We start from the raw sequence: 20,148 nt of genomic DNA on the forward strand, positions 1-20,148 counted from the left end.
AGTGCCTTCACGAGATCACCATACGTACGCCGGATCAAGGGGTGACGGTGACCGGCACCCGTCCACGTCGGCCCGCGTCGACCCGGTCGACGGGCCTGGAGATGGCCTCCGGCGGGTGACGGTCACCGTCGTCGACCGCGAGGTCGCCGGTCGCGGCTGTCGCCGTGAGATCGCGGGCGGCCTGGCATTCCGCGTCGGCGGGGAAGTCGTCGCTGCCGGGCGGGCGCAGGGTGACGTTGTTGAACAGCGGGGGCCGGGAAGGCAGTTCCGTGCGGTCGGCGTGGGGGACGACGGCGAGGTCGACGCCGTCCGGATCGCCGCCGCGGACGGTACAGGGCGCGGTGGGTCCGCCCCCGCGGGAGGGTCGGGCCGCCAGGGAGCCGGCGTCGCCGAGCGACCCGTGCACGAGCGCGAGCCGGACGTCGACCGGGCTGTCGGCGAACTCCGTGCGGTGGGCGGTGATTCCGGGGATGCCGAGGTTCGCTGTGCGGCATCACACGGGGGCTCGGCATCGAGGGGCTGACCTGCCACGCCGCAGCCGGGCTCGGGGAGTCCACCGATGCGCAGGACGTCAGCGGTGGGGCCCTGTGAGGCTCGGTACACAGCGGGCTGCGCCCGCGCGGGTCGGCCCGGCGTTCCAGCAGGCTTGCCCTGGACGGGCGGCCGATGGTCGGGTGTCCGTGCCGTCGCTTCACAGAATGCACACCGAAGTTCTTCAGCTCTTTAAGTTTCAAGCGCTAGGCTCGACGGCAGTCGAGTGGCCGACGGCGCCCACACGCCCCGGTGCTCGCTCCCCCCACAGGCACAGGAGACTCGGTGTGCGTGACGACGGCGACGTAGTAGTGATCGGCGGCGGCTATGCCGGCGTGCGGCTGGCGAAACGACTGGACGAGACGGCGAACGTCACCCTGGTGGACCGCAAGGAGGTCTTCTTCCACCGTATTGCCTCCCTGCGCGCCGGCGTGCACCCGGAATGGACGGTCACACCGTTCATTCCGTACGACCGACTGCTGAGGAACGGCCGGGTTGCCGTGGGCAAGGCGGTCCGCGTCGACACCGTCGAGCGGCAGGTGGTGCTGGCCACGGGCGAGTGCCTCCCGTACGACGTGGTGGTGATCGCCACCGGCGCCGACTACCCGGAACCGGCCCGCTTCACCGGCACCACCGTCGAGGAGGCGGCCCAGTCGTTCGCCGGGCACCAGCGGAACATCGCCGCCGCGGAGCATGTCCTCGTCGTCGGTGGCGGGCCCTCCGGCGTCGAACTCGGCGCCGAGATCCGCCTGGCCCGGCCGGACGCCCGGGTCACCCTCGCCCACTCCGGGCCGATACTGCTCCACGCCACGGGCAGCGAACGGGCCGGGAACAGGGCCCGTTCCTGGCTGGAAGCCCACGACGTGGAGGTCCGGCTCGACTCCTTCATGTCGCCCGGCAACGACTTTGGCACCTACCGCGACGCCCACGGCAACGTCATCGACGCCGACCTTTCCTTCTGGGCCACGGGCACCACCCCCAACACCTTCTGGCTGCGCATGGCCGGGCACAGTGACTGGCTGAACCCCTCCGGGCATGTGAAGGTCGACCGGACGCTCCGGGTCGAGGGCCGGCCGGACGTGTTCGCGGTCGGCGACGTGAACGACGTCAGCGAACTCAAGATCACCCCCGTCGCGCTCGCCCAGGCGGACCTCGCCTTCCACAACATCCGTGCCTACCTCCAGGGTTCGGGCAAGCACCGGCGGCAGCCGCGCTTCTACCGCCCGATCCACCGCACCCCGCTCGTCGTGCCGTTCGGCCCCGCCGACGGGGTGACCATGGTGCCCGTGCCCGGCGGCGAGACCGCGGTCCTCGGGGGCCGCACCGCCACCATGGCCAAGGCCAAGACCCTGATGACCCCCTACATGAGGCGCCAACTCGGATACACGGCGGCCTGAGCCCCCTCGCGTGGAGGCAGTATGAAGACCCCGTGGGGGCCGCGTGGAGGCCGTCTTCACCGGGTCCTCAACTGTGGGTCGCGCCCCCGTTGTTACTCCGCCGTACGCCCTGCGGTAGGGTCCCTCCGTTTCCAACTACCGGCTGAACGTAGGCCGGTACGGGGAGTGTTGGAGGGGCGGCGCGACGATGAATTCCCAGTGGGGCGACGGCGGATCCGTGGACCTGGACGGCACACGGTTGGAGGAGCTGACCCCTGAACCGCTGCTGACCAGGGACTACGAGACGCGTCCCGCACTCGTGTACGAACGGCTGCGGCAGCGGCACGGCCCGGTCGCACCGGTCGACCTGCTGGGCGTACCCGCCTGGCTGGTCCTGGGCTACCGGGAGTCGCTCCAGGTCCTCCAGGACGACGACGGGTGGCCGAAGGGGCTGGAGAACTGGCGGGCCCGCTCGGAGGGCCGAGTACCCGCCGACTGGCCGCTCGGACCGTCCCTGGAAGTCAACCATGTGCTGATCCAGGGCGGCCCCGGATACCGGCCGTTGCGGGCTGCCTGGGACGTGGCGCTGAAACCGTTCCAGGATCCGGGCCACCCCCAGGCGAGGCGGCTGAAGAGGGCCGTCACCGCATACGCGGACGAACTGATCAGTCTGATGGGCCAGGGCGGCAGCACGGGCCTGGCGGACCTGTCCGCCCAGTTCTCCCGGCCTCTGCCGCTGATGGTGGCCAGCCGTCTGCTCGGCTTCCCCGGCTCACAGGGCGACGACGCGCTGATGGACATGTGGCGGGTACTGGACGCGGGCCCGGACGCGGAGCCCGCCCTGGAGCGACTGCTGGCGACGCTGGCCGAACTGGCGGCTCTGAAACTGGACAAGCCCGGGGACGACTTCCCGTCGTACCTGATAGCCGCGCACCCCGAACTCTCGCTCGACGAGTTGGCCCGCGAGCTGTTCATGCTGCTGGGCATGACCTCCGACCACGTCGGCATCCTCATCTCCAACACGGTGGTCGAGGTCATCTCGGGCGAGGGCGGCGTACGGGCCAGCCTGTCCGCCGGGATGGTCAGGGAGACCATGAACCGGGTGGTCATGCGCAAGCCGCCGCTCGTCAACTTCGTCCCCCGCTTCGCGGCCAAGGACATGGCGCTGGGCAAATACACGATCCGCGCGGGCGACCCGGTGTGGGTCTCCTCCGCGGCGGCGCACGCCGACCCCCTCTTCGCCGAGAACGTGTGCCCGAGTACCACGGTCAGTACCCGGGCACACCTGTCCTGGGGCGCCGGACCGCGTCAGTGCCCGGCGCGCGAGCTCGCCTCGACGGTCGCGTCGGTCGGAGTGGGCCGGCTGTTCGAGCGGTTCTCGCACCTGGACCTGGCCCTCCCCGTCGACCAACTGCCTTGGCGTTCCTCGCCGTTCATGCGCGGCCTGCGGTCGCTGCCCGTCCGGTACGAGCTCGCCCCGGTGCCCGAGCGACGGTTGGCGTACGACCCGGTGACGCAGTCCGCCGAGACGGAACTGCCGGACCCGTCGGCGCGGCAGCGCTCCTCGCTGTGGCGCTATCTCACGGGGCTGATCCGCACCGCCCGCTGACGCAAACGCCGCCTCCGGCCGCCCTGTTGGGCGCGCCGAGTATTGCGCGACGGTGGCTCGGTGGCTCGGCCACCGGGTCACCGGCGACCGACCGTGTGCGCGTCGGGGCGCCGGTTCGGGCCTGCTGGGCGCTGCGCCCGGTCCGCGCGCACCCGCAGACCGCGCTCACGTGCCGTACACCGGTGCGGGCGGGGGCGCTTCGGTGAGCAGTCCGTGTACCGCCGGACCGATCTCGTCAGGGGTCCAGCGGCGGTCGCGTACCCGCTGGGGTCCGTGCTGCCAGCCGTCGGCGAGGCCGATCGTGCCGCCCTCGGCCTCGAAGACCCGTCCGGTGACGTCGCCCGACCCGGCCGACGCCAGCCACACCACCAGCGGCGAGACGTTGCCGGGATGCGGTGCGTCGAAGCCGGACTCCGGTGCGCGCATCTTCTCGGCGAACGCCTCGACCGCCTCCGTCATCGGGGTGCGGGCGGAGGGAGCGATCGCGTTCACGGTGACGCCGTACCGGGCCAGTTCGGCGGCGGCGATCACCGTGAGCGCCGCGATGCCCGCTTTCGCGGCGCCGTAGTTGCCCTGCCCGACACTGCCCGACAACCCGGCGCCCGAACTGGTGTTGACGACCCGGGCGTCGACCGGCCGGCCCTGCTTGCTCATCTCCCGCCAGTACGCGGCAGCGTGCCGCAGCGGCGCCGCATGCCCCTTGAGGTCGACCTTCAGGACCAGGTCCCAGTCCGCCTCGGTCATGGACACCAGCATCCGGTCGCGATTGATACCCGCGTTGTTCACCAGCGCGTGCAGCGCGCCGAACTCGTCGACGGCCCGCCCGATCAGACGCTCCGCGTACCCCCAGTCACTGACGTCGCCCAGATCGGCGACAGCGCTGCCACCGGCGGCCCCGATCTCCTCGGCCACCACCTTCGCGGCCTCACCCAGGTCATTGACCACGACCCGGGCTCCCTCGGCCGCCAGGGCAAGGGCGTGCTCGCGCCCCAGGCCCTGTCCTGCTCCGGTGACGACGACGACCCGGTCCTGGCAGATTCCGCTCATGTGCCTGCTCCTTCGCTGCCGTTGCCCAGGTCGGCCGCAGTCGTGTCGTCGTTCGCCCTGGTGTCCTGGGGCACCGCTTTCGCAGCCTCGGTCGGGTCGTTGACCAAGACCTGGGCCCTTTCGCCGACCAGTGCGAGGGCGTACTCACGACCGCAGGCCTGCGTCGCTCCGGTGACGACGACTCGATCCGGAGGGATTCCGCTCACGTGCCTGCTCCTTCGCTGTCGATGCCTGCCGCCCCGGTGAGGCCCAGCCGCCGCGCGATGGACTCGCGGTGCTCCGTCGGGCCGCCCCAGTCCGCGGCCAGTGCCCAGGCCCGTTTGGCGTACAGATGGAGGTCGTACTCGGTGGTGTAGCCCATGGCGCCGTGGCACTGGATCGCCGTGCGGGCCGCCTTCCGGGCCGCTTCCGAGGCGAGCACCTTGGCCATCGACGTCCGTACGGCGGCCTCCGGATCCCCGGCCGCCTGCGCCCAGCCCGCCGCGAGGACCGCCGGCCGGGCGAACCGTACCGCCAACTCCACATCGGCCAGGGCGTGTTTGACCGCCTGGAACGAACCGACCGGTACGCCGAACTGGTGCCGCTCCCGGACATGGGCCACGGTCAGTTCGAGCATCCGGCCGACGAGCCCGACCAGCAGAGCGGCCGTGGCCAGCACCCCGCGTCGGTGTGCAATCGCCAGTTCGGCGGGCCCCTCGGCCAGCAGCAGCCCACCGTCGACCGGAGCGTGCACCCGGGCCAACCACCGTGAGCCGTCCACCGAGCCGACCGGCTCGGTGTCCACCTCGTCGCGCGTGTACAGGCGCAACCCGTCACCCTGGAGTACGGCGATCAGGTCGGCGCGTGCGGCGAACGGGACCGGGGCATCGGGGGTGAGGGAGACGGTGAGCAGCGCCGATCCCCTTAGTACGGACGGGAGTTGGGGTGCGCCCGCGGCGGCCAGCAGGGGAGCGCCGACGGCCACCGTCTCGGCGGCGGGGACCGGTAGGCCGCTGCGGCCGAGCGTCTCCATCAGGGGCGGAAGCGCGTTCTCGTCGAGGCCGAGGCCCAAGCCGTCGGCGTTCTCGGGGACCAGGGCGCCGGTGACACCGACCCCGGCCAGCGTGCGCCACACGGCGTCGACGCTCTCGGTGCGGCCACCCGGCCACCCGGCCCGTATCTGTTCGGCGCCGGCCTGCTTGGCCAGTACCTCACCGGCGGCGTCGGCGAGAGCCGCGTCCCGTTCGGTTACGGCGAAGCGCATCGCGTCCGGTCACCTCCTCGGCAGGCCGAGCAGCCGCTCGGCGACGATGTTGCGCTGGATCTCGTTGGTACCGGCGTAGATGGGGCCGGCCAGTGAGAAGAGGAAACCTCGGCTCCAGGGCCCGTCGACCTCCGCCTCGGGCCCGAGGAGTTCCGCCGCCGTCTCGTGCAGGGCGATGTCGAGCTGGGACCAGAACAACTTGTTCAGGCTGGACTCGGCGCCGACCTGCCGCCCTTCGACGATCGAGGTGACCTGTTCCAGGGTGAACAACTCGTAGGCCTGGGCCTCGATCCACGACTGCACGACTCGCTCCCGATGCGCCCCCGGCCCCTTCGCCCGCGCCAGGTCGAGCAGCCGGTCGGCCGTGTGCAGGAAACGGCCGGGGGAGCGCAGGGTCAGCCCGCGCTCGGACCCGGTCGTCGCCATCGCCACCCGCCAACCCTCCCCGACCCCGCCGAGCACATCGGCGTCCGGCACGAGGACGTCGTCGAGGAAGACCTCGGCGAACCCCTCGTCGCCGTCGAGGCGTTCGAATCCGCGGACCGTGACACCGGGCGCGTCCAGCGGAACGAGGAAGTACGTGAGGCCGCGGTGGCGTTCTGCCGCCGGGTCCGTACGGAAGAGGCCGAACAGGTGGGTGCAGAAGGCGCCACGGGTCGTCCAGGTCTTCTGGCCGGTCAGCCGCCAGCCACCGGCCCCCTCGTCGCGGACCGCCCGGCTGCGGATGCCTGCGAGGTCACTGCCCGCGCCGGGCTCGGACCAGCCCTGCGCCCACAGGTCCTGGGCGGCGGCCATCCTCGGCAGAACGCGCCGCTGCTGCTCCTGCGTACCGAACGCGAAGACGGTCGGGGCCAGCAGGAAGATGCCGTTCTGCGTGACCCGCGCGGGCGCCCCGGCCCGGTGGTACTCGTCCTCGAAGACCAGCCACTCCCACAGGGACGCGTCCCGGCCGCCGTACGCCTCGGGCCAGGACACGACCGACCAGCGGGCCTCGAACAGGGCGCGCTCCCACTCCAGATGGGCGGCGAACCCCTCGCGGGTGTCACCGGACGGCAGCGGGTCCGCCGGCACGTTCGCCGCGAGCCACTCCCGCGCCTCCTGCCGGAACGCGTCCTCCTCGGCACTCCAGGTGAGATCCACGGCTCACCCCTCCCCGTCCGTACGGCCGCCGAAGGTGTCGCGGACCTCGGCGGCGACGCCCGACAGGTTGATCTCGAAGGTGAAGCCCTGTTCGTAGCGGTAACTGCGCTTGACGTCCCACAGGTCGATGCCGTTGAAGGCCTCCTTGGCGGCGCGGATCACCATCGGGTTCTTCGCGGCGATGTCGGCGGCGACCTCCAGGGCCCGGTCCCGCAGCCGGTCGGCCGGGACGACATCGAACACCGAACCGAAGGCGTGCAACTCGGCGGCGGACGCGGTGGCGCAGGTGTACATCATGGCCCGGGCCCTGTGCTGCGGGACGAGACGCGACAGGTGCGTCGCGGCGCCCAGCGCGCCCCGCTCCACCTCGGGCAGCCCGAAGTAGGCGTCCTCGGCCGCGACGATCACGTCCGAGTTGCCGACCAGACCGATTCCGCCGCCCAGACAGAAGCCGTGGACCGCGGTGACGACCGGCACCGCACAGTCGTAGACCGCGGCGAAAGCGGCGAAGCAGCCCCGGTTCACCCCGATGACGGCGGTGTGGCCGGGGTCGGCCTGCAACTCCTTGATGTCCACGCCCGCGTTGAAACCGCGGCCCTCGGCACGCAGCAGCACGACCCGCACGTCCGGGTCGCGGCCGAGCTGTTCGACCGTCGCCGCCAGCTGGTACCAGCCCGCCACCGGCAGGGCGTTGACCGGCGGACAGTCGACGACGACCTCGGCGATGCCGCGCTCGTCGACGGCGGCCTTGATGATGTCAGTGCCCATGGGCTCTCTCCCTGTGTCGCGGGCCGGATCGCGGCGCGGCCGACCGTGGTCACCGGTCACTGCTTCGCTCCGGCCGTGGTCAGACGGGTGAGGACGGCGTCGGCCTCCGCGACGATGCGTTCGACGAGTTCGGCGCAGCTGGGCAGGTCGTCGATGACGCCGGCGACCTGGCCGGAGGCGAGGGTGCCCAGGTCCGTCCGGCCGTCGACCATGCTGGCGCGGAGCATCATCGGGGTGTTGGCCGCCATCACGATCTGGGACCAGCCCAGTTCATGGCCGCGGCGCATCGCCAGTCCCTCGCGGACCAGGTCGGACCACGAGGTGCCGGATATCTTCCGGAACGCGACGGCGTGCCGCAGCGAACGGACGAGCCGCGCGGGCGCCCGTTCCCGCAGCAGCCGTTCCACCGCCTCGGTCCGCAGTACGCGCTGGGGGATGCCGTCGAGGACCGGGGTGACGACGGTGTCGGTGACGCCCCGCCCGAGGTACTCGGCCTTGACCGAGCCGCGCACGGTGCTGTCGCTGGTCAGCAGGAACCGCGTGCCCATCGCGATGCCCACGGCACCCTGGGCGAGCGCGGCCACCAGCCCCCGCCCGTCGCGGAAGCCGCCGGCCGCGATGACCGGGATGTCGACGGCGTCCACGACCTGCGGGAGCAGGATCGAGGTGGGGACGCCCCCGGTGTGGCCGCCGCCCTCGCTGCCCTGCACGACGACCGCGTCCACACCCCACGCCTGGACCTTCTCGGCGTGGCGGCGGGCGCCGATGGACGGGATGACGACCAGCCCGGAGTCCTTCAGCTTCCGGATGACGCGTTCGTGGGGCGCGAGCGCGAAGGACGCGATCTTCACGCCCTCGCGCACCAACAGGTCACCGCGTTCCAGGACGTCGGGGGAGTCGCCGCGCATGTTCACGCCGAACGGCGCGTCGGTGCGTTCCCGGACGGCGCGGACGGCGTCCCGGGTCTCGTCGAGGGAGAGCGTCGCACTGGCCAGGATGCCGAGCCCGCCGGCCGCCGCGGTGGCCGCAGTCAGTTCGGGGCCTGACACATACCCCATGCCGGTCTGCACGATGGGGTAGCGGACGCCGACCAGATCGCACAGCACGGTGTGCAGGGCGGGATGGACAGGGGCGATGGGGGCGCTCATACCGGTCTCCTTCGCGCGCCGGGGCGGGGACGAATCCTCGGGCCCGGCTTCCGAGGGGTTGTCGGTCTGGTCAACGTAACCTAACAAGTGTTTGATAGGTAAGACTCCGTAAGGGTGAGAGCGTGGGAGGGATCAGTCCATGGGTGACAAGTCGATGTCCCTGGAGGACTTCGCCGGCACCGTCGAGTCGGGGATGACGATCGGTATCGGCGGGTGGGGATCGCGACGCAAACCGATGGCACTCGTGCGTGAACTGCTGCGTTCCGGCGTGCGCGATCTGACCGTCGTCACGTTCGGCGGCCCGGACGTGGGGCTGTTGTGCGCGGCGGGGAGGGTCCGCAAGCTCGTCTACGGCTTCGTGTCGCTGGACAGCATCGCCCTCGACCCGCACTTCCGCGCCGTACGGGAGCGGGGCGGTGTGGAGACCGCCGAGTACGACGAGGGCATGTTCGTCACCGGCCTGCGGGCCGCCGCGAGTCGCCTGTCCTTCCTGCCCACGCGCGCGGGCCTCGGCTCCGACGTCCTCACGATGAACCCGGACCTGGTGACGATCGCCTCCCCGTACGCCGACGAGGAGTACGTCGCGATGAGGGCCCTGCGGCTCGATGTCGCCCTGGTGCACGTCAACCGGGCCGACCGGGCGGGCAACGCCCAGTATCTGGGCCCGGACCCGTACTTCGACGACCTGTTCGCGATGGCGGCCGACCGCTGTTATGTGAGCACCGAGCGGATCGTGGAGCCGCAGGACCTGCTCGCCGCCGGGCCCGCGCAGTCACTGCTGATCAGCCGGCTCTTCGTCAACGGGGTCGTCGAGACACCTCGTGGCGCCCACTTCACCTCGTGCGATCCCGACTACGAGCGGGACGAGGCCTTCCAGGCGCACTACGCGTCGGCGGCGCGGGACGCAGACTCCTGGCAGCTGTTCCGTAAGACGTTCCTCGACGGCGACGAGCAGGCGTACCACGAGGCCGTGGCGGAGTTCCACGCCCACCGCGAGGGACAGGAGGAGGGGCGATGACGGAGATCACCCGGGCCGAGGTGTGCGCCGCCGCCTGCGCCGACGCATGGCGCGATGCCGGGGAGGTGCTCGCGCACACGGCCGGTGTGCTGCCCTCGGTCGGAGCACGGCTCGCCCGCCTGACGACCAGCCCGGACCTGGTGCTGACCGACGGCGAGGCCTACTTCATGAGCGATCCGCCGCCGCTCGGCAAAACCGCCGCGGACGGCGGCGTCGTCGAGGGCTGGGTGCCCTACCGGCGGGTCTTCGACATCGTGGCCAGCGGCCGTCGTCAGAGCATGATGGGGGCCAGCCAGATCGACCGCTACGGCAACCAGAACATCTCCCTCATCGGCGACTGGCGCCGGCCCACGCGGCAGCTCATCGGCGTGCGCGGCGCTCCGGGCAACACGGCCAACCACCGCACCGACTACTGGGTGGCCCGGCACACCCCGAAGGTCTTCGTCGAGAAGGTCGACGTGGTCTGCGGCGTGGGCAACGACCGTGCGCGCGGCGCCAAGGGGCTCGGATTCCACGACCTCGGCGTGGTGATCACCAACCTCGCGGTCCTCGACTACGGGGACGACGGACGGCTGCGCGTGCGTTCCCTGCATCCCGGCGTCACCGCGGACGAGGTCCACGCGAACACCGGCTTCGCACTCGACGCGACCGGCGCTCCCGAGACCCGCCTGCCCGACGAGACCGAACTGCGGCTCATCCGCGAGGTCGTCGACCCGCGCGGCCTGCGCGAGCGCGAGGTGAGCCGGGGCGCCGGGTCGTAGGACCCGGCACCCCGGCTCGTCATCGGGACAATCGGGCGGTCAGCAGGGGGAGTTGGTCTGGGTGAGCAGACCGAGGCGCCATGGCAGCGTGTTGTAGTCGCCGGTGGCGCTGGGGTTCATGCCCTGGTAGAGGTACTGGAGTTTGCAGGCGGGGATGGTGAGTGTCTGGTCGTAGCCCGCGCGGATCATCTCGCCGTGGCTGATGTCCTTGGTCCAGGCGCCGGCGGGGAAGGTGGTGTTGTTCGCCCGGGCGAAGGGGTTGCTCTCGGAGGCGGCCAGGGGCGTCCACGATCCGGCGATGCTGCCGGCGGTCCAGGAGCGGAACCAGCGCCTGCCGTCCGAGCCGATGGCCTCGACGAGCATCAGATACTGGTTGGAGCCCTGCACCTTGTAGATGTTGCTCGCTTCCCACAGGGCGTACTTGTTGGAGTCCTGGGCCACGACGACGGTGTTGGTGAAGCCGTTCGGGAACTGACCGACGGTCGTCTGCGAGCGGTACAGGTGGCCGTTGTCGTCGGAGGAGAACAGGTAGCAGTTGGCGCTGTCGCAGATCACCCACATGTCGACCCAGTAGCCGTTGCCGATGTTCTGCTTGATGATGTCCGGCATCGCCGAGTAGAAGTTGCGGGGCGCGCTCCACCCGTTGGGGTTGCTGATGTCGGAGTTGGTGGAGTACGAGGCGTTGCCGGTCTGGTAGACGAGGTACCACAGCTTCTGCGGGGCGTTGTAGAACACCTGGGGCGCGGCCCGGTATCCCGTGCCGATCGCGGTGCGGTCCAGGTAGTAGTGCGTGGCCGAACCCGCCTGCGACCAGTCGGTGAAGCTGAGGTAGACGAGGTTGTACCCGGAGGCGCTCGCCGTGCTGGCGAACACGTGGTACTTGCCGTTGTAGTAGACGACCGTCGGGTCCTTGAGCGCCGCGATGTTGTGGGTGGCGTCCGGTTTCGGCCCGATCAGCGCGCCACTGGAGCTCCACTTGAAGCTGGTGGGCAGGGCAGCCGCCGAGGCGCCCGAGCGGGTGTTCGCCGTCTGCGCCGCCACCGCGACCGCGCTACCGCCCAGCGCGGTCAGTGTCGCCTGGTAGGCCGCCTTCTTGTTGCCGTTGCGGTCGAACAGCAGCGGGTTGTCCCCGCTGCGCCACGAGTCGCTGTCCCGGATGCCCCACACCGTGATCCCGGTACAGCGCGCCACGTTCATGCACGCCCGGACGGTGTTCGTGTACGCGGCCGACGGCGCCTGCGCGATGTCGAGTTCGGTGATCTGTACGTCCACACCGAGCGCCGCGAAGCTCGACAGCGTGGTCTGGAAGTTCGACGGCGGGCCGCCGGTGCCGAAGTGCGCCTGGAAGCCCACGCAGTCGATGGGCACCCCGCGCGCCTTGAAGTCGCGCACCATGCGGTAGACGCCCTGGGTCTTGGCGTCGGTCCAGTTCTCGATGTTGTAGTCGTTGTAACAGAGCTTGGCTGCCGGGTCGGCCGTCCGCGCGGTGCGGAAGGCCTGCTCGATGAAGCCGTCGCCCAGCAGGTTCTGGAACACCGAGGAACGGTGTGCGCCGCTCCCGCCGTCGGCGAACGCCTCGTTGACGACGTCCCAGGCGTAGACCTTGCCCTTGTAGTGGTTCGCCACGGTGGTGATGTGGTTGTTCATCACGCTGCGCAGCGTGTTCGCGTCGGTGATCGAGCTGACCCAGCTGGGCAGTTGGGAGTGCCAGACCAGGGTGTGGCCGCGCAGACGCTGCCCGTGCGACGAGGCCTGGTTGGCGATCTGGTCGCCGGGACCGAAGTTGAACGAGCCGCGCGTGCGCTCGGTGGTGTCCCACTTCAGCTCGTTCTCGGGCGTGACCATGTTGAACTCACGGTTCAGGATGGTCGCGTAGGTGGTGTCGCCGAGCTTGCCGGCGGCCACCGCGGTCCCGAAGTACCGCCCGGACTGGGCCGCCTGGGCGCCCAGAGTGGTGGCGCGGACGTCCGCCCCGGTCCCGGCCGCGGGCACGGCCGAGGCCGTACCGGTCGCCAGCAGAGCGGTCGCGGCCAACAGACCGAGTGCCGGTGCCCGGCGCCGGCCTGCTCGTTTCAGAAGGGTCATCTGCTCTCCTCGTACGGTCATGTGCGGGATGCGGGTGCGGATGTGTGCCCATTGCCATGTGCGGGTGGTGCGGGTGGTGCGATCAGGGGGTGGACAGCTCGAAGCGGGCGATGCGGACCGCCCCGCCGAGCGCCTGTGTGGCGTGGTTGAAGAGGGCGAAGCGGTAACCCATGAAGAACTGCCAGCTGTTGCCCATGGTGAAAGCGGGCCCCAGCCGGACGAAGTTGACGCCGTCGGTGCTGTAGGAGAACGTCCCCGGGCGTGACGATCCGGGCCGGATGTCGGCCGTGGCGCGCAACCAGACCCGGCCACCGGAGACGCCGGCGCTCGCGGCCTCGTTCCCCGTGCCGGTGGTGTTCCAACTGCCGTCCATGGTGAGCCCGTTGACCATCACCACCCGGGTCGCGCCGCCGTCGCGCTTGATACCGATCCACGCGGAGGAGTCACGCAGGAGCGCCAGTCCGGCGCGGTCGCCGTCCCGCATCGCCGAGAAGTCGAGCTGGACGGTGGCGGTCGAGGTGGGGCCCTGGACGCGGTGGGTGAGGGTGTTGCGGGCCCAGTACAGGTCGTTGGTGACGGTCGCGGTCCGCAGGGTGAGGCCGTTGCCGACCGACCACTTGGTGTTGTCCGGGTTGTGGTTCCACTCCCACTTCGGCTTGAGCGTCGTACCGTCGAACGTGTCGACGCCCGTCATCGGGGCGACCTGCCGGGGTGGCGACGGAACGACGGGGCCGGGATACGACGCGCCCCACCCGCCGTTCACGAGTTGTACGACGGGCCAGCCGTCCGCGGTCCAGGTGACCGGCGCCAGCACGGGGACCCGGCCGCCGGGGAAGGCGTCCACGAAGGCCAGGTAGTACCAGGCCCCGTTCTGCGTCTGCACGAGCCCGCCCTGGTGCGGGACACCGCCGCCGGAGATCGGCCCGGGCAGGTCGAGGAGGACCTGCCGCAGGGTGTACGGGCCGAAGGGGCCGCTCGTCGACCTCAGGATGTACTGGCCGTTGGCCGGGCGGGTCAGGAAGATGTAGTGGTTCCCGTTGATCCGGTAGAAGCGCGAGCCCTCCAGGGTGCCGATGCTCGACGGCGTGCTGAACACCTGCTGCGCCCGGACCTGTGTGCGGCCGTCCGCCGAGAGCTGGGCCACGCTGATGGTGCTGTTGCCGTACGCCACGTACAGGGTGTCGTCGGTGTCGACCAGCAGACCCGCGTCGTAGTAGGCCGTGTTGAGCGTCGTGAGCCGGTTCCAGGGGCCCTCGACGCCGGTGGCGGTGTAGACGTAGGTGCGGGCGAAGTCGATCTGGCCGAGCCAGTAGAAGGTGCGGTTGCTCGGGCGGTAGGCGAGCGACGACGCCCAGATGCCGCGTACGTAGCCGCGGGCGCCGTTCAGGTCGTACTTGGACCCGAAGTCCAGGACGGGCACGGAGTGACCGGCGAACTCCCAGTTCACCAGGTCGTACGAGCGGAGGATCGGCGCTCCGGGTGAGTAGTGCATCGTCGACGCCGAGTAGTAGTACGTGTCGCCGACGCGGATGATGTCGATGTCCGCGAAGTCCTGCCAGAGCACGGGGTTCGTGTACCGCGCGGCTGCCGGGACTGTCTGTGCGGACGCGGCCGCTGTTCCGGGCAGGGCCGCTCCCACGACCAGACCGGTCGCCGCCGACAGTGCGTTCCGGCGCGTGCGGGGTTGATGTAGCCATGACATGTGAGCGCTCCTCTTGTCTGGGGGCTAAGAGGTGTGCGAAGTCGGGCGGTGGTGAGGAACCGGGCTCTTATTGTTCGAGATGTCGAACGTTGGCCGTGTCTTCGGGCATCTTGGATACTAGAAGGCGCGTGGCGCGCGTCAATACCCCTCGCATCATTCGCTTTTCACGTCGAAAGGTTTCGCTGCTTCTCGCCTGTGAGCAGTCGCCGCGGATTGGCGATACGGAAGGCGTACGCCGCCGCTCCGCCCAGACCGAATCCGGGGTGCAGCGGCGGCTGGGCGTAGGGCCGGTCCGAGCCCTGGACGACGGCGCCGGCGCCGAGGGCGCGGACGATCGCGTCGACGGCGCGAGGACCGTACGACGACGTGTCGACGAAGACGCCCGGGTCCGCGTTCCCCTCCGAGCCGCCGCCGCGGGCCGCGAAACGCTCCCCGTGCAGCGGGGCGAGCCCGGCCAGCAGGGCGAAGCACACGCGCAGGTGCGGATGGCGGGGCCGGCCGAAGGCGCGGAAGGCGAACCAGGCGGCGTGCATCTGCTGGACGTACGGGACCATCGCCGGCCACCAGCCGGGCCCCTGCGGCTCGCCGGCCGCCGGTCCCGGGTGGACGAACAGCGGCAGGTCGCGTTCTTCGAGCAGGTCGAGCAGCGGGGCGCACCGCGCGTAACCGGAGGCGTCGGCAAGGGCGTTCGCCGGGAGCTGGAGGCCGGCGAACCCCCGGTCGAGGTCCTTGGCCGTCGCGTTCGCGTCGATGTCCCGCACGCAGGCGGCGGCCCAGGCGTCGAAAGGTTTCGGGAGTGCGGCCGATCCGTCGTGATACGCGTCCAGCAGGGGCCGGGCCTCGGCGGCGGGCAGCCACTCCACGCCGATCGGGGCGGACAGCGAGACGAGCACCTGGCCGAGACCGTCGGCGGCGGCGAGTTCCGCACGGCCGGCCATGTCGTGGTCGGCGGGCGGGATCTCGTAGGGCGGCTCACCGTGCAGGTACAGGGTCCAGCCGTCGAGGAACGGTGGTTCGCGGCGCGAGCGCAGGGCTGTCACCAGCGACGGGGTCCACAGATGCTGGTGCACGTCGACGCTGGTCATGACGTTCCTCCCGCCGGGGGTGACGATTCTTCCAGGATCGCGCGCAGCGCGCCCCGGACGTCGTCGGACCCCAGGATGCCCCGACTCACCGCCTCCACGTCCACCCCGCAGGGCCGGTCGTCGTCGAGGCGGGGCACGGCCGCCCGGATCGCCCGGTGCAGAAACCGGGGTCCACGCCCCAGGGCGGCCGGCGCCGCCAGGTCCACCGCCTGCGCGGCGACCACGGCCTCCAGGGCGAGCAGCAGCCGCAGCCGGGCGAGGATCGTGACCAGCCGTCGTGCTCCGAGCGACGCGTTGGTCGAGTCGTCCTCGACGGCGTCCGCGCCGTGCCGGGGATCGGTGGACACCGGTGCGGACAGCATGCGGATCTCGGCGACGAGAGCCTGCGCGGTCTTGGTCAGGGGCGCGAAGCCCGAGCGCTCCGGTCCGTACGGCGAGAGGTTCGCAGGCAGTCCGCTGACCGTGGGATCGAGCAGGCGGCGCGTACGTTCGGCGGAGACCGCTGCCGTCTGCGTCAGCGACAGGGCGAGGGTGTCGAGGGCGAGTGCCAGCGCCGGGGTGTGGAAGTTGCCGGCGGAGAGGATCTCGCCGGTGTCGGGCAGCACCACCGGGTTGTCGCCGCAGCCGTTCAGCTCCGGATCCAGGGCCGCGCCGGCGAAGTCCAGGGCCGCGTACCCGGCGCCGTGCACCTGGGCTGCGCAGCGCAGGCTGACGGGGTCCTGGACCCGCCGTGCGTTGCGCGGATCGCCCAGCTCACCGCCGTCCAGCAGGGCGAGCAGTTCGCGCGCGGCGCGGGACTGGCCGGGGGCGGGGCGCAGGCCCAGTACGCGCGCGTCGAGCGGACTCGTGTTCGCCCGGAAACCCTCGTAGGTCAGTGCCGTGACCGCCTGGGCCAGGGCGAGGACCGCGGTGGCCTCGTGCAGGACGAGCGCGCCCTGCCCGGCCGCCAGCGGGCTCGCGCTGCACAGCACGTGCCCGTCCTTGGGGCCGAGCACGGCCGGTGTGAGACCGGCCCGCCGCAGAGCCGTGGCGCCGTCGAGCACCTCCCCGTCGAACTCGGCACTGCCCTCGCCGATGACGACCAGGCCGACATGAGCGAGCTGGCACAGGTCGGAGGCGCCGATCGACCCCACCTCGGGGATCACGGGATGCACCCGCGCGTTGAGCATCGCCACCAGCAGCCGCGGGATCTCCGGCCGCACCCCGCTGCCGCCGCCCGCGATGCCGTTCACCCGGGCGAGGAGGGCGGCGCGTACGACAGGGACGGGCAGCGGATCGCCGACCGCGTTCGCCCGTCCCCGAACCGTACGGACGCTGAACTCCTCCAGTTCGGCGCGCGGCAGGGCGTAGGAGGAGCGGGTGCCGAGTCCTGTTGTCAGGCCGTACGTCGGTACCTGGCGGTCGACGATGTCCTCGACGACGGCCCGCTCACGCTCCAGCCGCGGCGACACCTCGTCCGCGAGGTCGACCCGGGCGCCAAGGTGGGCGACGGCGACGACATCGTCGTACGACAGTGTCCGCCCGTCGACGACGACCTCCACGATGCCGGTCCCGATGCCATCGCCGGTCATGAGAAGCGGAGTTTCTGGCCGAGGCCGTGTTCCTCGGCCTTCCGCAGCATGGCGGCGCCCAGCGCGATGTCGGAGAGGGAGAGGCCGCGGTGCCAGAACAGGTTCGTCTCCTCGGGGCTCTCCCGGCCGGGCCGGCGGCCCACGACGATCTCGCCCAGCTCGCCGGGCAGATTGGCCTTGTTGAGCCGGCCGGAGTCCACGTGGGCGCGCAGGGCGCCGAACGGTCCGGCGTGGGCCTGGCCCCAGTCGTCGACGACGATCTTGTCCATGATGTCCGTGAGGCTCAGCTCGACCGCGCTGTTCGCCTCCTCGACGGCGTCGAGGATCTCGGAGTCGGTCAGTTCCAGCTGCTCGATGTCCGAGCCGTTCAAAAAGGTGAACCAGGCCGGTTTCATGCCGGTGTCTCCCCATAATTCGGACGTCCTGGCCTGATTTCGTGTGATTGTAACGTGCCGTTTACAGCCGGGCATTGACGTTTCATTCAGTCACGGATCACTCTGCATGACTATATGCAGTCAGGTAAGGGGCAGCCTTGATCAGATTCGATGCAGTGAGCAAAAATTATCCAAACGGGACGACAGCGGTGGACGGACTGTCGCTGGAGTTGGCCGAGGGTGGACTCACGGTCCTGGTCGGTCCCTCCGGCTGCGGCAAGACCACCACCCTGCGCATGGTCAACCGCATGGTGGAGCCCACGGCCGGGACGGTGAGCCTGCGTGGCAAGGACATCCGGGAGGTCAACGCCCCCGAGCTGCGCCGCGGCATCGGATACGTGATCCAGCACGCGGGACTGTTCCCGCACCGCACCATCCTCGACAACATCGCCACCGTTCCGCTGCTGCTCGGCTGGAGCCGGAAGAAGGCCCGCGCGCGGGCGGCGGAACTGCTGGAACTGGTGGGGCTGCCGAGCGAGATGGCCAAGCGCTATCCGAACCAGCTCTCCGGCGGGCAGCAGCAGCGCGTCGGGGTGGCCAGGGCGCTGGGCGCCGACCCGCCCGTACTGCTGATGGACGAGCCGTTCAGCGCGGTCGACCCCATTGTCCGGGCGGAGCTGCAGGCGGAGTTCATCCGGCTCCAGAAGGAACTGCACAAGACGATCGTGTTCGTCACCCACGACATCGACGAGGCGATCAAACTCGGCGACAAGATCGCCGTGTTCCGCACCGGCGGCAAGCTGGCACAGTTCGACACCCCCGAACGGCTGCTCGCCGATCCCGCCGACGACTTCGTCGCCGGCTTCGTGGGGCACGACCGGGGCATTCGCCGGCTGTCCTTCGTGAACGCGGCCGACGTACCGCTGCGCGACGGTCCGGTGCTGCCGGCGACCTCGCCGGTGGCGTCGGCACGGTCGGGCGACGAGCCCTGGGTGCTGGTCGTCGACGACGGCCGTCGGCCGCTCGGCTGGGCGGCGGTCGCCGACCTGCCGGCGAGCGGCACCCTCGCGGACGTCCCGCTGGCACCCCTCGGCCACACCTTCAGCCTCGTCGGCGACTCGGCACGGGCCGCCCTCGACTCGGCGCTCCTGTCGCCCGCCCGCCTCGCGGTGGGTGTGGACGCGCACGGCGCCGTGGTCGGAGTCGCGGACGCCCACGAACTGTCCGCGGGGACGGCCGACACCGCCGGGGCGGGCGGTGAGAAACGATGAGTGACGGCGAGCCGCTCATCCGGTGGCAGTGGATCGGCGATCACGCCGGTGAACTGGCCGACTACACCGGAACCCATCTGAGACTCGGTCTGCTGCCGGTGCTGTTCGGGCTGATCATCTCGGTACCCCTCGGCATCCTCTGCCACCGCTATCGCTGGCTGTACCCACCGGTGCTGACCGTGGCCAACATCCTGTACTCGATCCCGTCGCTGGCCCTGTTCATGATCTTTGTCCGGTACACGGGGCTCACCGAACGCACGGTGATGATCCCGCTGACGATCTACACGCTGTCGGTGCTGGTGCCCAACGTCGTGGACGGGCTGGCCTCGGTCCCCGAACCGGTCCGGCTCGCGGCCACCGCGATGGGGTTCGGCACCATACGGCGGGTCGTCCAGGTCGAACTGCCGATCGCGGTACCCGTCGTCATCGCCGGTGTACGTGTCGCGGCCGTGTCGTCCATCAGCCTGGTCGCGGTGGGACAACTGATCGGACAGGGCGGACTCGGGTACTACATCACCCGTGGTCTCCAACTCGACTTCCCGACTCCGATCATCACCGCCATCGTGCTGATCATGCTGCTCGCGCTCGCCACCGACGCGATCCTCGTCCTCGCACAGCGGCTGCTGACCCCGTGGTCCCGGAACAAGGTGACGGCGCGATGAACGACTTCCTGAACCAGATGCGGCTCGTGGGGGACTGGCTGACGTCCTCGAAGCAGTGGCACGGCGACGACGGCATCCCCCACCGGCTCCTCGAACACCTCACCTACAGCGGTGTGTCCCTGCTGTTCGCGGCCCTCATCGGGCTGACCCTCGGGCTGCTCGTCGGACACACCGGCCGCGGGGCGTTCGCCGTGGCCAGCGTGGCGAACCTGGCGCGGGCGATCCCCACCTTCGGCCTGGTGGTCCTGGTCGTCACCCTCGCCGGGCTCAGCACGACACCCGTACTCGTCGCCCTGGTCGCGCTCGCGGTCCCGCCCATCCTCATCAACACCTACGAGGGCGTCCGCGGCGTGGACCCCGCCACCAGGGACGCGGCCCGCGGGGTCGGCATGACCGAGTGGGAGGTCCTGGCACGCGTGGAGGTGCCGATGGCGCTGCCGCTGATCCTGCTCGGCCTCAGGGTCGCCGCGATCCAGGTCGTGGCCACCGCGACCGTGGCCGCCTACCCCGGTCTCGGTGGCCTCGGCCGCTTCATCGTCGACGGACTCTCCCGCAACGACTACGAGCTGGTCATCGGCGGCTCGACCGTCGTCGTCGTACTGGCACTCGTCGTCCAGGTCGCCTTCACCGGGCTGCGGCGCGTCGTCGTCTCGCCGGGCCTTCGCGTCTCGCCGTCGAAGTCCTGAGTCCATTGAGTCACCTGAACCTTTTGATCCCTCTGATCCCTCTGATCCCTTGAACTTCCGAGCTTCCGGGC

General features: G+C 70.7%; 19 protein-coding genes. 7 read left to right on the forward strand and 12 right to left on the reverse strand.

Annotated features, from left to right (window positions below):
* Positions 1–34 precede the first annotated feature (34 nt).
* Positions 35–406, reverse strand: coding sequence for a hypothetical protein (locus ACW4TU_RS40155; RefSeq protein WP_457421631.1), 372 nt, complete (start codon positions 404–406; stop codon positions 35–37).
* 412 nt (positions 407–818) lie between these two features.
* Between ACW4TU_RS40155 and ACW4TU_RS40160 the strand changes: the two genes are divergently transcribed.
* Both ACW4TU_RS40160 and ACW4TU_RS40165 read left to right on the forward strand, forming a co-directional pair.
* On the forward strand, positions 819–1,928 hold the full coding sequence (locus tag ACW4TU_RS40160; RefSeq protein WP_457421633.1) for an NAD(P)/FAD-dependent oxidoreductase: 1,110 nt from the start codon (positions 819–821) through the stop codon (positions 1,926–1,928).
* Positions 1,929–2,115: 187 nt separating this feature from the next.
* Positions 2,116–3,516: a cytochrome P450 gene (locus tag ACW4TU_RS40165; protein ID WP_457421635.1), complete on the forward strand. Its 1,401-nt coding sequence runs from the start codon at positions 2,116–2,118 to the stop codon at positions 3,514–3,516.
* A 165-nt stretch (positions 3,517–3,681) separates the two neighbouring features.
* Here the strand turns inward: ACW4TU_RS40165 and ACW4TU_RS40170 are convergent, their stop codons facing one another.
* Genes ACW4TU_RS40170 through ACW4TU_RS40195 form a run of 6 tightly spaced genes read right to left on the reverse strand, consistent with a single transcriptional unit; the run spans position 3,682 to position 8,862 of the window.
* The gene (locus tag ACW4TU_RS40170) at positions 3,682–4,563 is read right to left on the reverse strand and encodes an SDR family oxidoreductase (RefSeq protein WP_457421637.1); all 882 of its coding nucleotides are present in this window, start codon (positions 4,561–4,563) and stop codon (positions 3,682–3,684) included.
* Positions 4,560–4,769 (reverse strand): hypothetical protein, encoded by a 210-nt coding sequence (locus ACW4TU_RS40175; RefSeq protein ID WP_457421639.1) that lies wholly within the window; start codon positions 4,767–4,769, stop codon positions 4,560–4,562. The genes ACW4TU_RS40170 and ACW4TU_RS40175 overlap by 4 nt, the downstream gene beginning before the upstream one ends.
* The gene (locus ACW4TU_RS40180; protein WP_457421641.1) at positions 4,766–5,806 is read right to left on the reverse strand and encodes an acyl-CoA dehydrogenase family protein; all 1,041 of its coding nucleotides are present in this window, start codon (positions 5,804–5,806) and stop codon (positions 4,766–4,768) included. The genes ACW4TU_RS40175 and ACW4TU_RS40180 overlap by 4 nt, the downstream gene beginning before the upstream one ends.
* 9 nt (positions 5,807–5,815) lie before the next feature.
* Positions 5,816–6,946, reverse strand: coding sequence for an acyl-CoA dehydrogenase family protein (locus ACW4TU_RS40185; protein WP_457421643.1), 1,131 nt, complete (start codon positions 6,944–6,946; stop codon positions 5,816–5,818).
* A gap of 3 nt (positions 6,947–6,949) precedes the next feature.
* Positions 6,950–7,714, reverse strand: coding sequence for an enoyl-CoA hydratase family protein (locus ACW4TU_RS40190; protein ID WP_457421645.1), 765 nt, complete (start codon positions 7,712–7,714; stop codon positions 6,950–6,952).
* A 56-nt stretch (positions 7,715–7,770) separates the two neighbouring features.
* Positions 7,771–8,862, reverse strand: coding sequence for an NAD(P)H-dependent flavin oxidoreductase (locus tag ACW4TU_RS40195; protein ID WP_457421647.1), 1,092 nt, complete (start codon positions 8,860–8,862; stop codon positions 7,771–7,773).
* 139 nt (positions 8,863–9,001) lie between these two features.
* Here ACW4TU_RS40195 and ACW4TU_RS40200 point away from each other — a divergent pair, with 139 nt between their 5' ends.
* Entirely contained in the window at positions 9,002–9,880 is an 879-nt protein-coding gene (locus ACW4TU_RS40200; protein ID WP_457421649.1) for a CoA transferase subunit A, read from the forward strand.
* Entirely contained in the window at positions 9,877–10,641 is a 765-nt protein-coding gene (locus ACW4TU_RS40205; RefSeq protein WP_457421651.1) for a CoA-transferase subunit beta, read from the forward strand. The genes ACW4TU_RS40200 and ACW4TU_RS40205 overlap by 4 nt, the downstream gene beginning before the upstream one ends.
* A 39-nt stretch (positions 10,642–10,680) precedes the next feature.
* Here ACW4TU_RS40205 and ACW4TU_RS40210 read toward each other — a convergent pair whose 3' ends face one another.
* The 5 genes from ACW4TU_RS40210 to ACW4TU_RS40230 all read right to left on the reverse strand — a co-directional run bounded on the left by ACW4TU_RS40210 (position 10,681) and on the right by ACW4TU_RS40230 (position 17,479).
* Positions 10,681–12,726, reverse strand: coding sequence for a glycoside hydrolase (locus ACW4TU_RS40210; RefSeq protein ID WP_457421653.1), 2,046 nt, complete (start codon positions 12,724–12,726; stop codon positions 10,681–10,683).
* 82 nt (positions 12,727–12,808) lie between these two features.
* The gene (locus tag ACW4TU_RS40215; RefSeq protein WP_457421655.1) at positions 12,809–14,428 is read right to left on the reverse strand and encodes a glycoside hydrolase family 43 protein; all 1,620 of its coding nucleotides are present in this window, start codon (positions 14,426–14,428) and stop codon (positions 12,809–12,811) included.
* A 164-nt stretch (positions 14,429–14,592) separates the two neighbouring features.
* Positions 14,593–15,513 (reverse strand): amidohydrolase family protein, encoded by a 921-nt coding sequence (locus tag ACW4TU_RS40220; protein ID WP_457421657.1) that lies wholly within the window; start codon positions 15,511–15,513, stop codon positions 14,593–14,595.
* On the reverse strand, positions 15,510–17,084 hold the full coding sequence (locus ACW4TU_RS40225; RefSeq protein WP_457421659.1) for an HAL/PAL/TAL family ammonia-lyase: 1,575 nt from the start codon (positions 17,082–17,084) through the stop codon (positions 15,510–15,512). The genes ACW4TU_RS40220 and ACW4TU_RS40225 overlap by 4 nt, the downstream gene beginning before the upstream one ends.
* Positions 17,081–17,479: a hypothetical protein gene (locus tag ACW4TU_RS40230; RefSeq protein WP_457421661.1), complete on the reverse strand. Its 399-nt coding sequence runs from the start codon at positions 17,477–17,479 to the stop codon at positions 17,081–17,083. The genes ACW4TU_RS40225 and ACW4TU_RS40230 overlap by 4 nt, the downstream gene beginning before the upstream one ends.
* Before the next feature lie 137 nt (positions 17,480–17,616).
* Between ACW4TU_RS40230 and ACW4TU_RS40235 the strand changes: the two genes are divergently transcribed.
* Genes ACW4TU_RS40235 through ACW4TU_RS40245 form a run of 3 tightly spaced genes read left to right on the forward strand, consistent with a single transcriptional unit; the run spans position 17,617 to position 20,077 of the window.
* Complete coding sequence (locus tag ACW4TU_RS40235; RefSeq protein WP_457421663.1) at positions 17,617–18,729, forward strand: ABC transporter ATP-binding protein; 1,113 nt, start codon at positions 17,617–17,619, stop codon at positions 18,727–18,729.
* Positions 18,726–19,391, forward strand: a complete 666-nt coding sequence (locus tag ACW4TU_RS40240) for an ABC transporter permease (protein ID WP_457421665.1) — start codon at positions 18,726–18,728, stop codon at positions 19,389–19,391. The genes ACW4TU_RS40235 and ACW4TU_RS40240 overlap by 4 nt, the downstream gene beginning before the upstream one ends.
* On the forward strand, positions 19,388–20,077 hold the full coding sequence (locus tag ACW4TU_RS40245) for an ABC transporter permease (RefSeq protein WP_457421667.1): 690 nt from the start codon (positions 19,388–19,390) through the stop codon (positions 20,075–20,077). Before ACW4TU_RS40240 ends, ACW4TU_RS40245 begins: the two co-directional genes overlap by 4 nt.
* Positions 20,078–20,148 lie beyond the last annotated feature (71 nt).

It is taken from the genome of Streptomyces kryoterrae, from assembly GCF_054072135.1.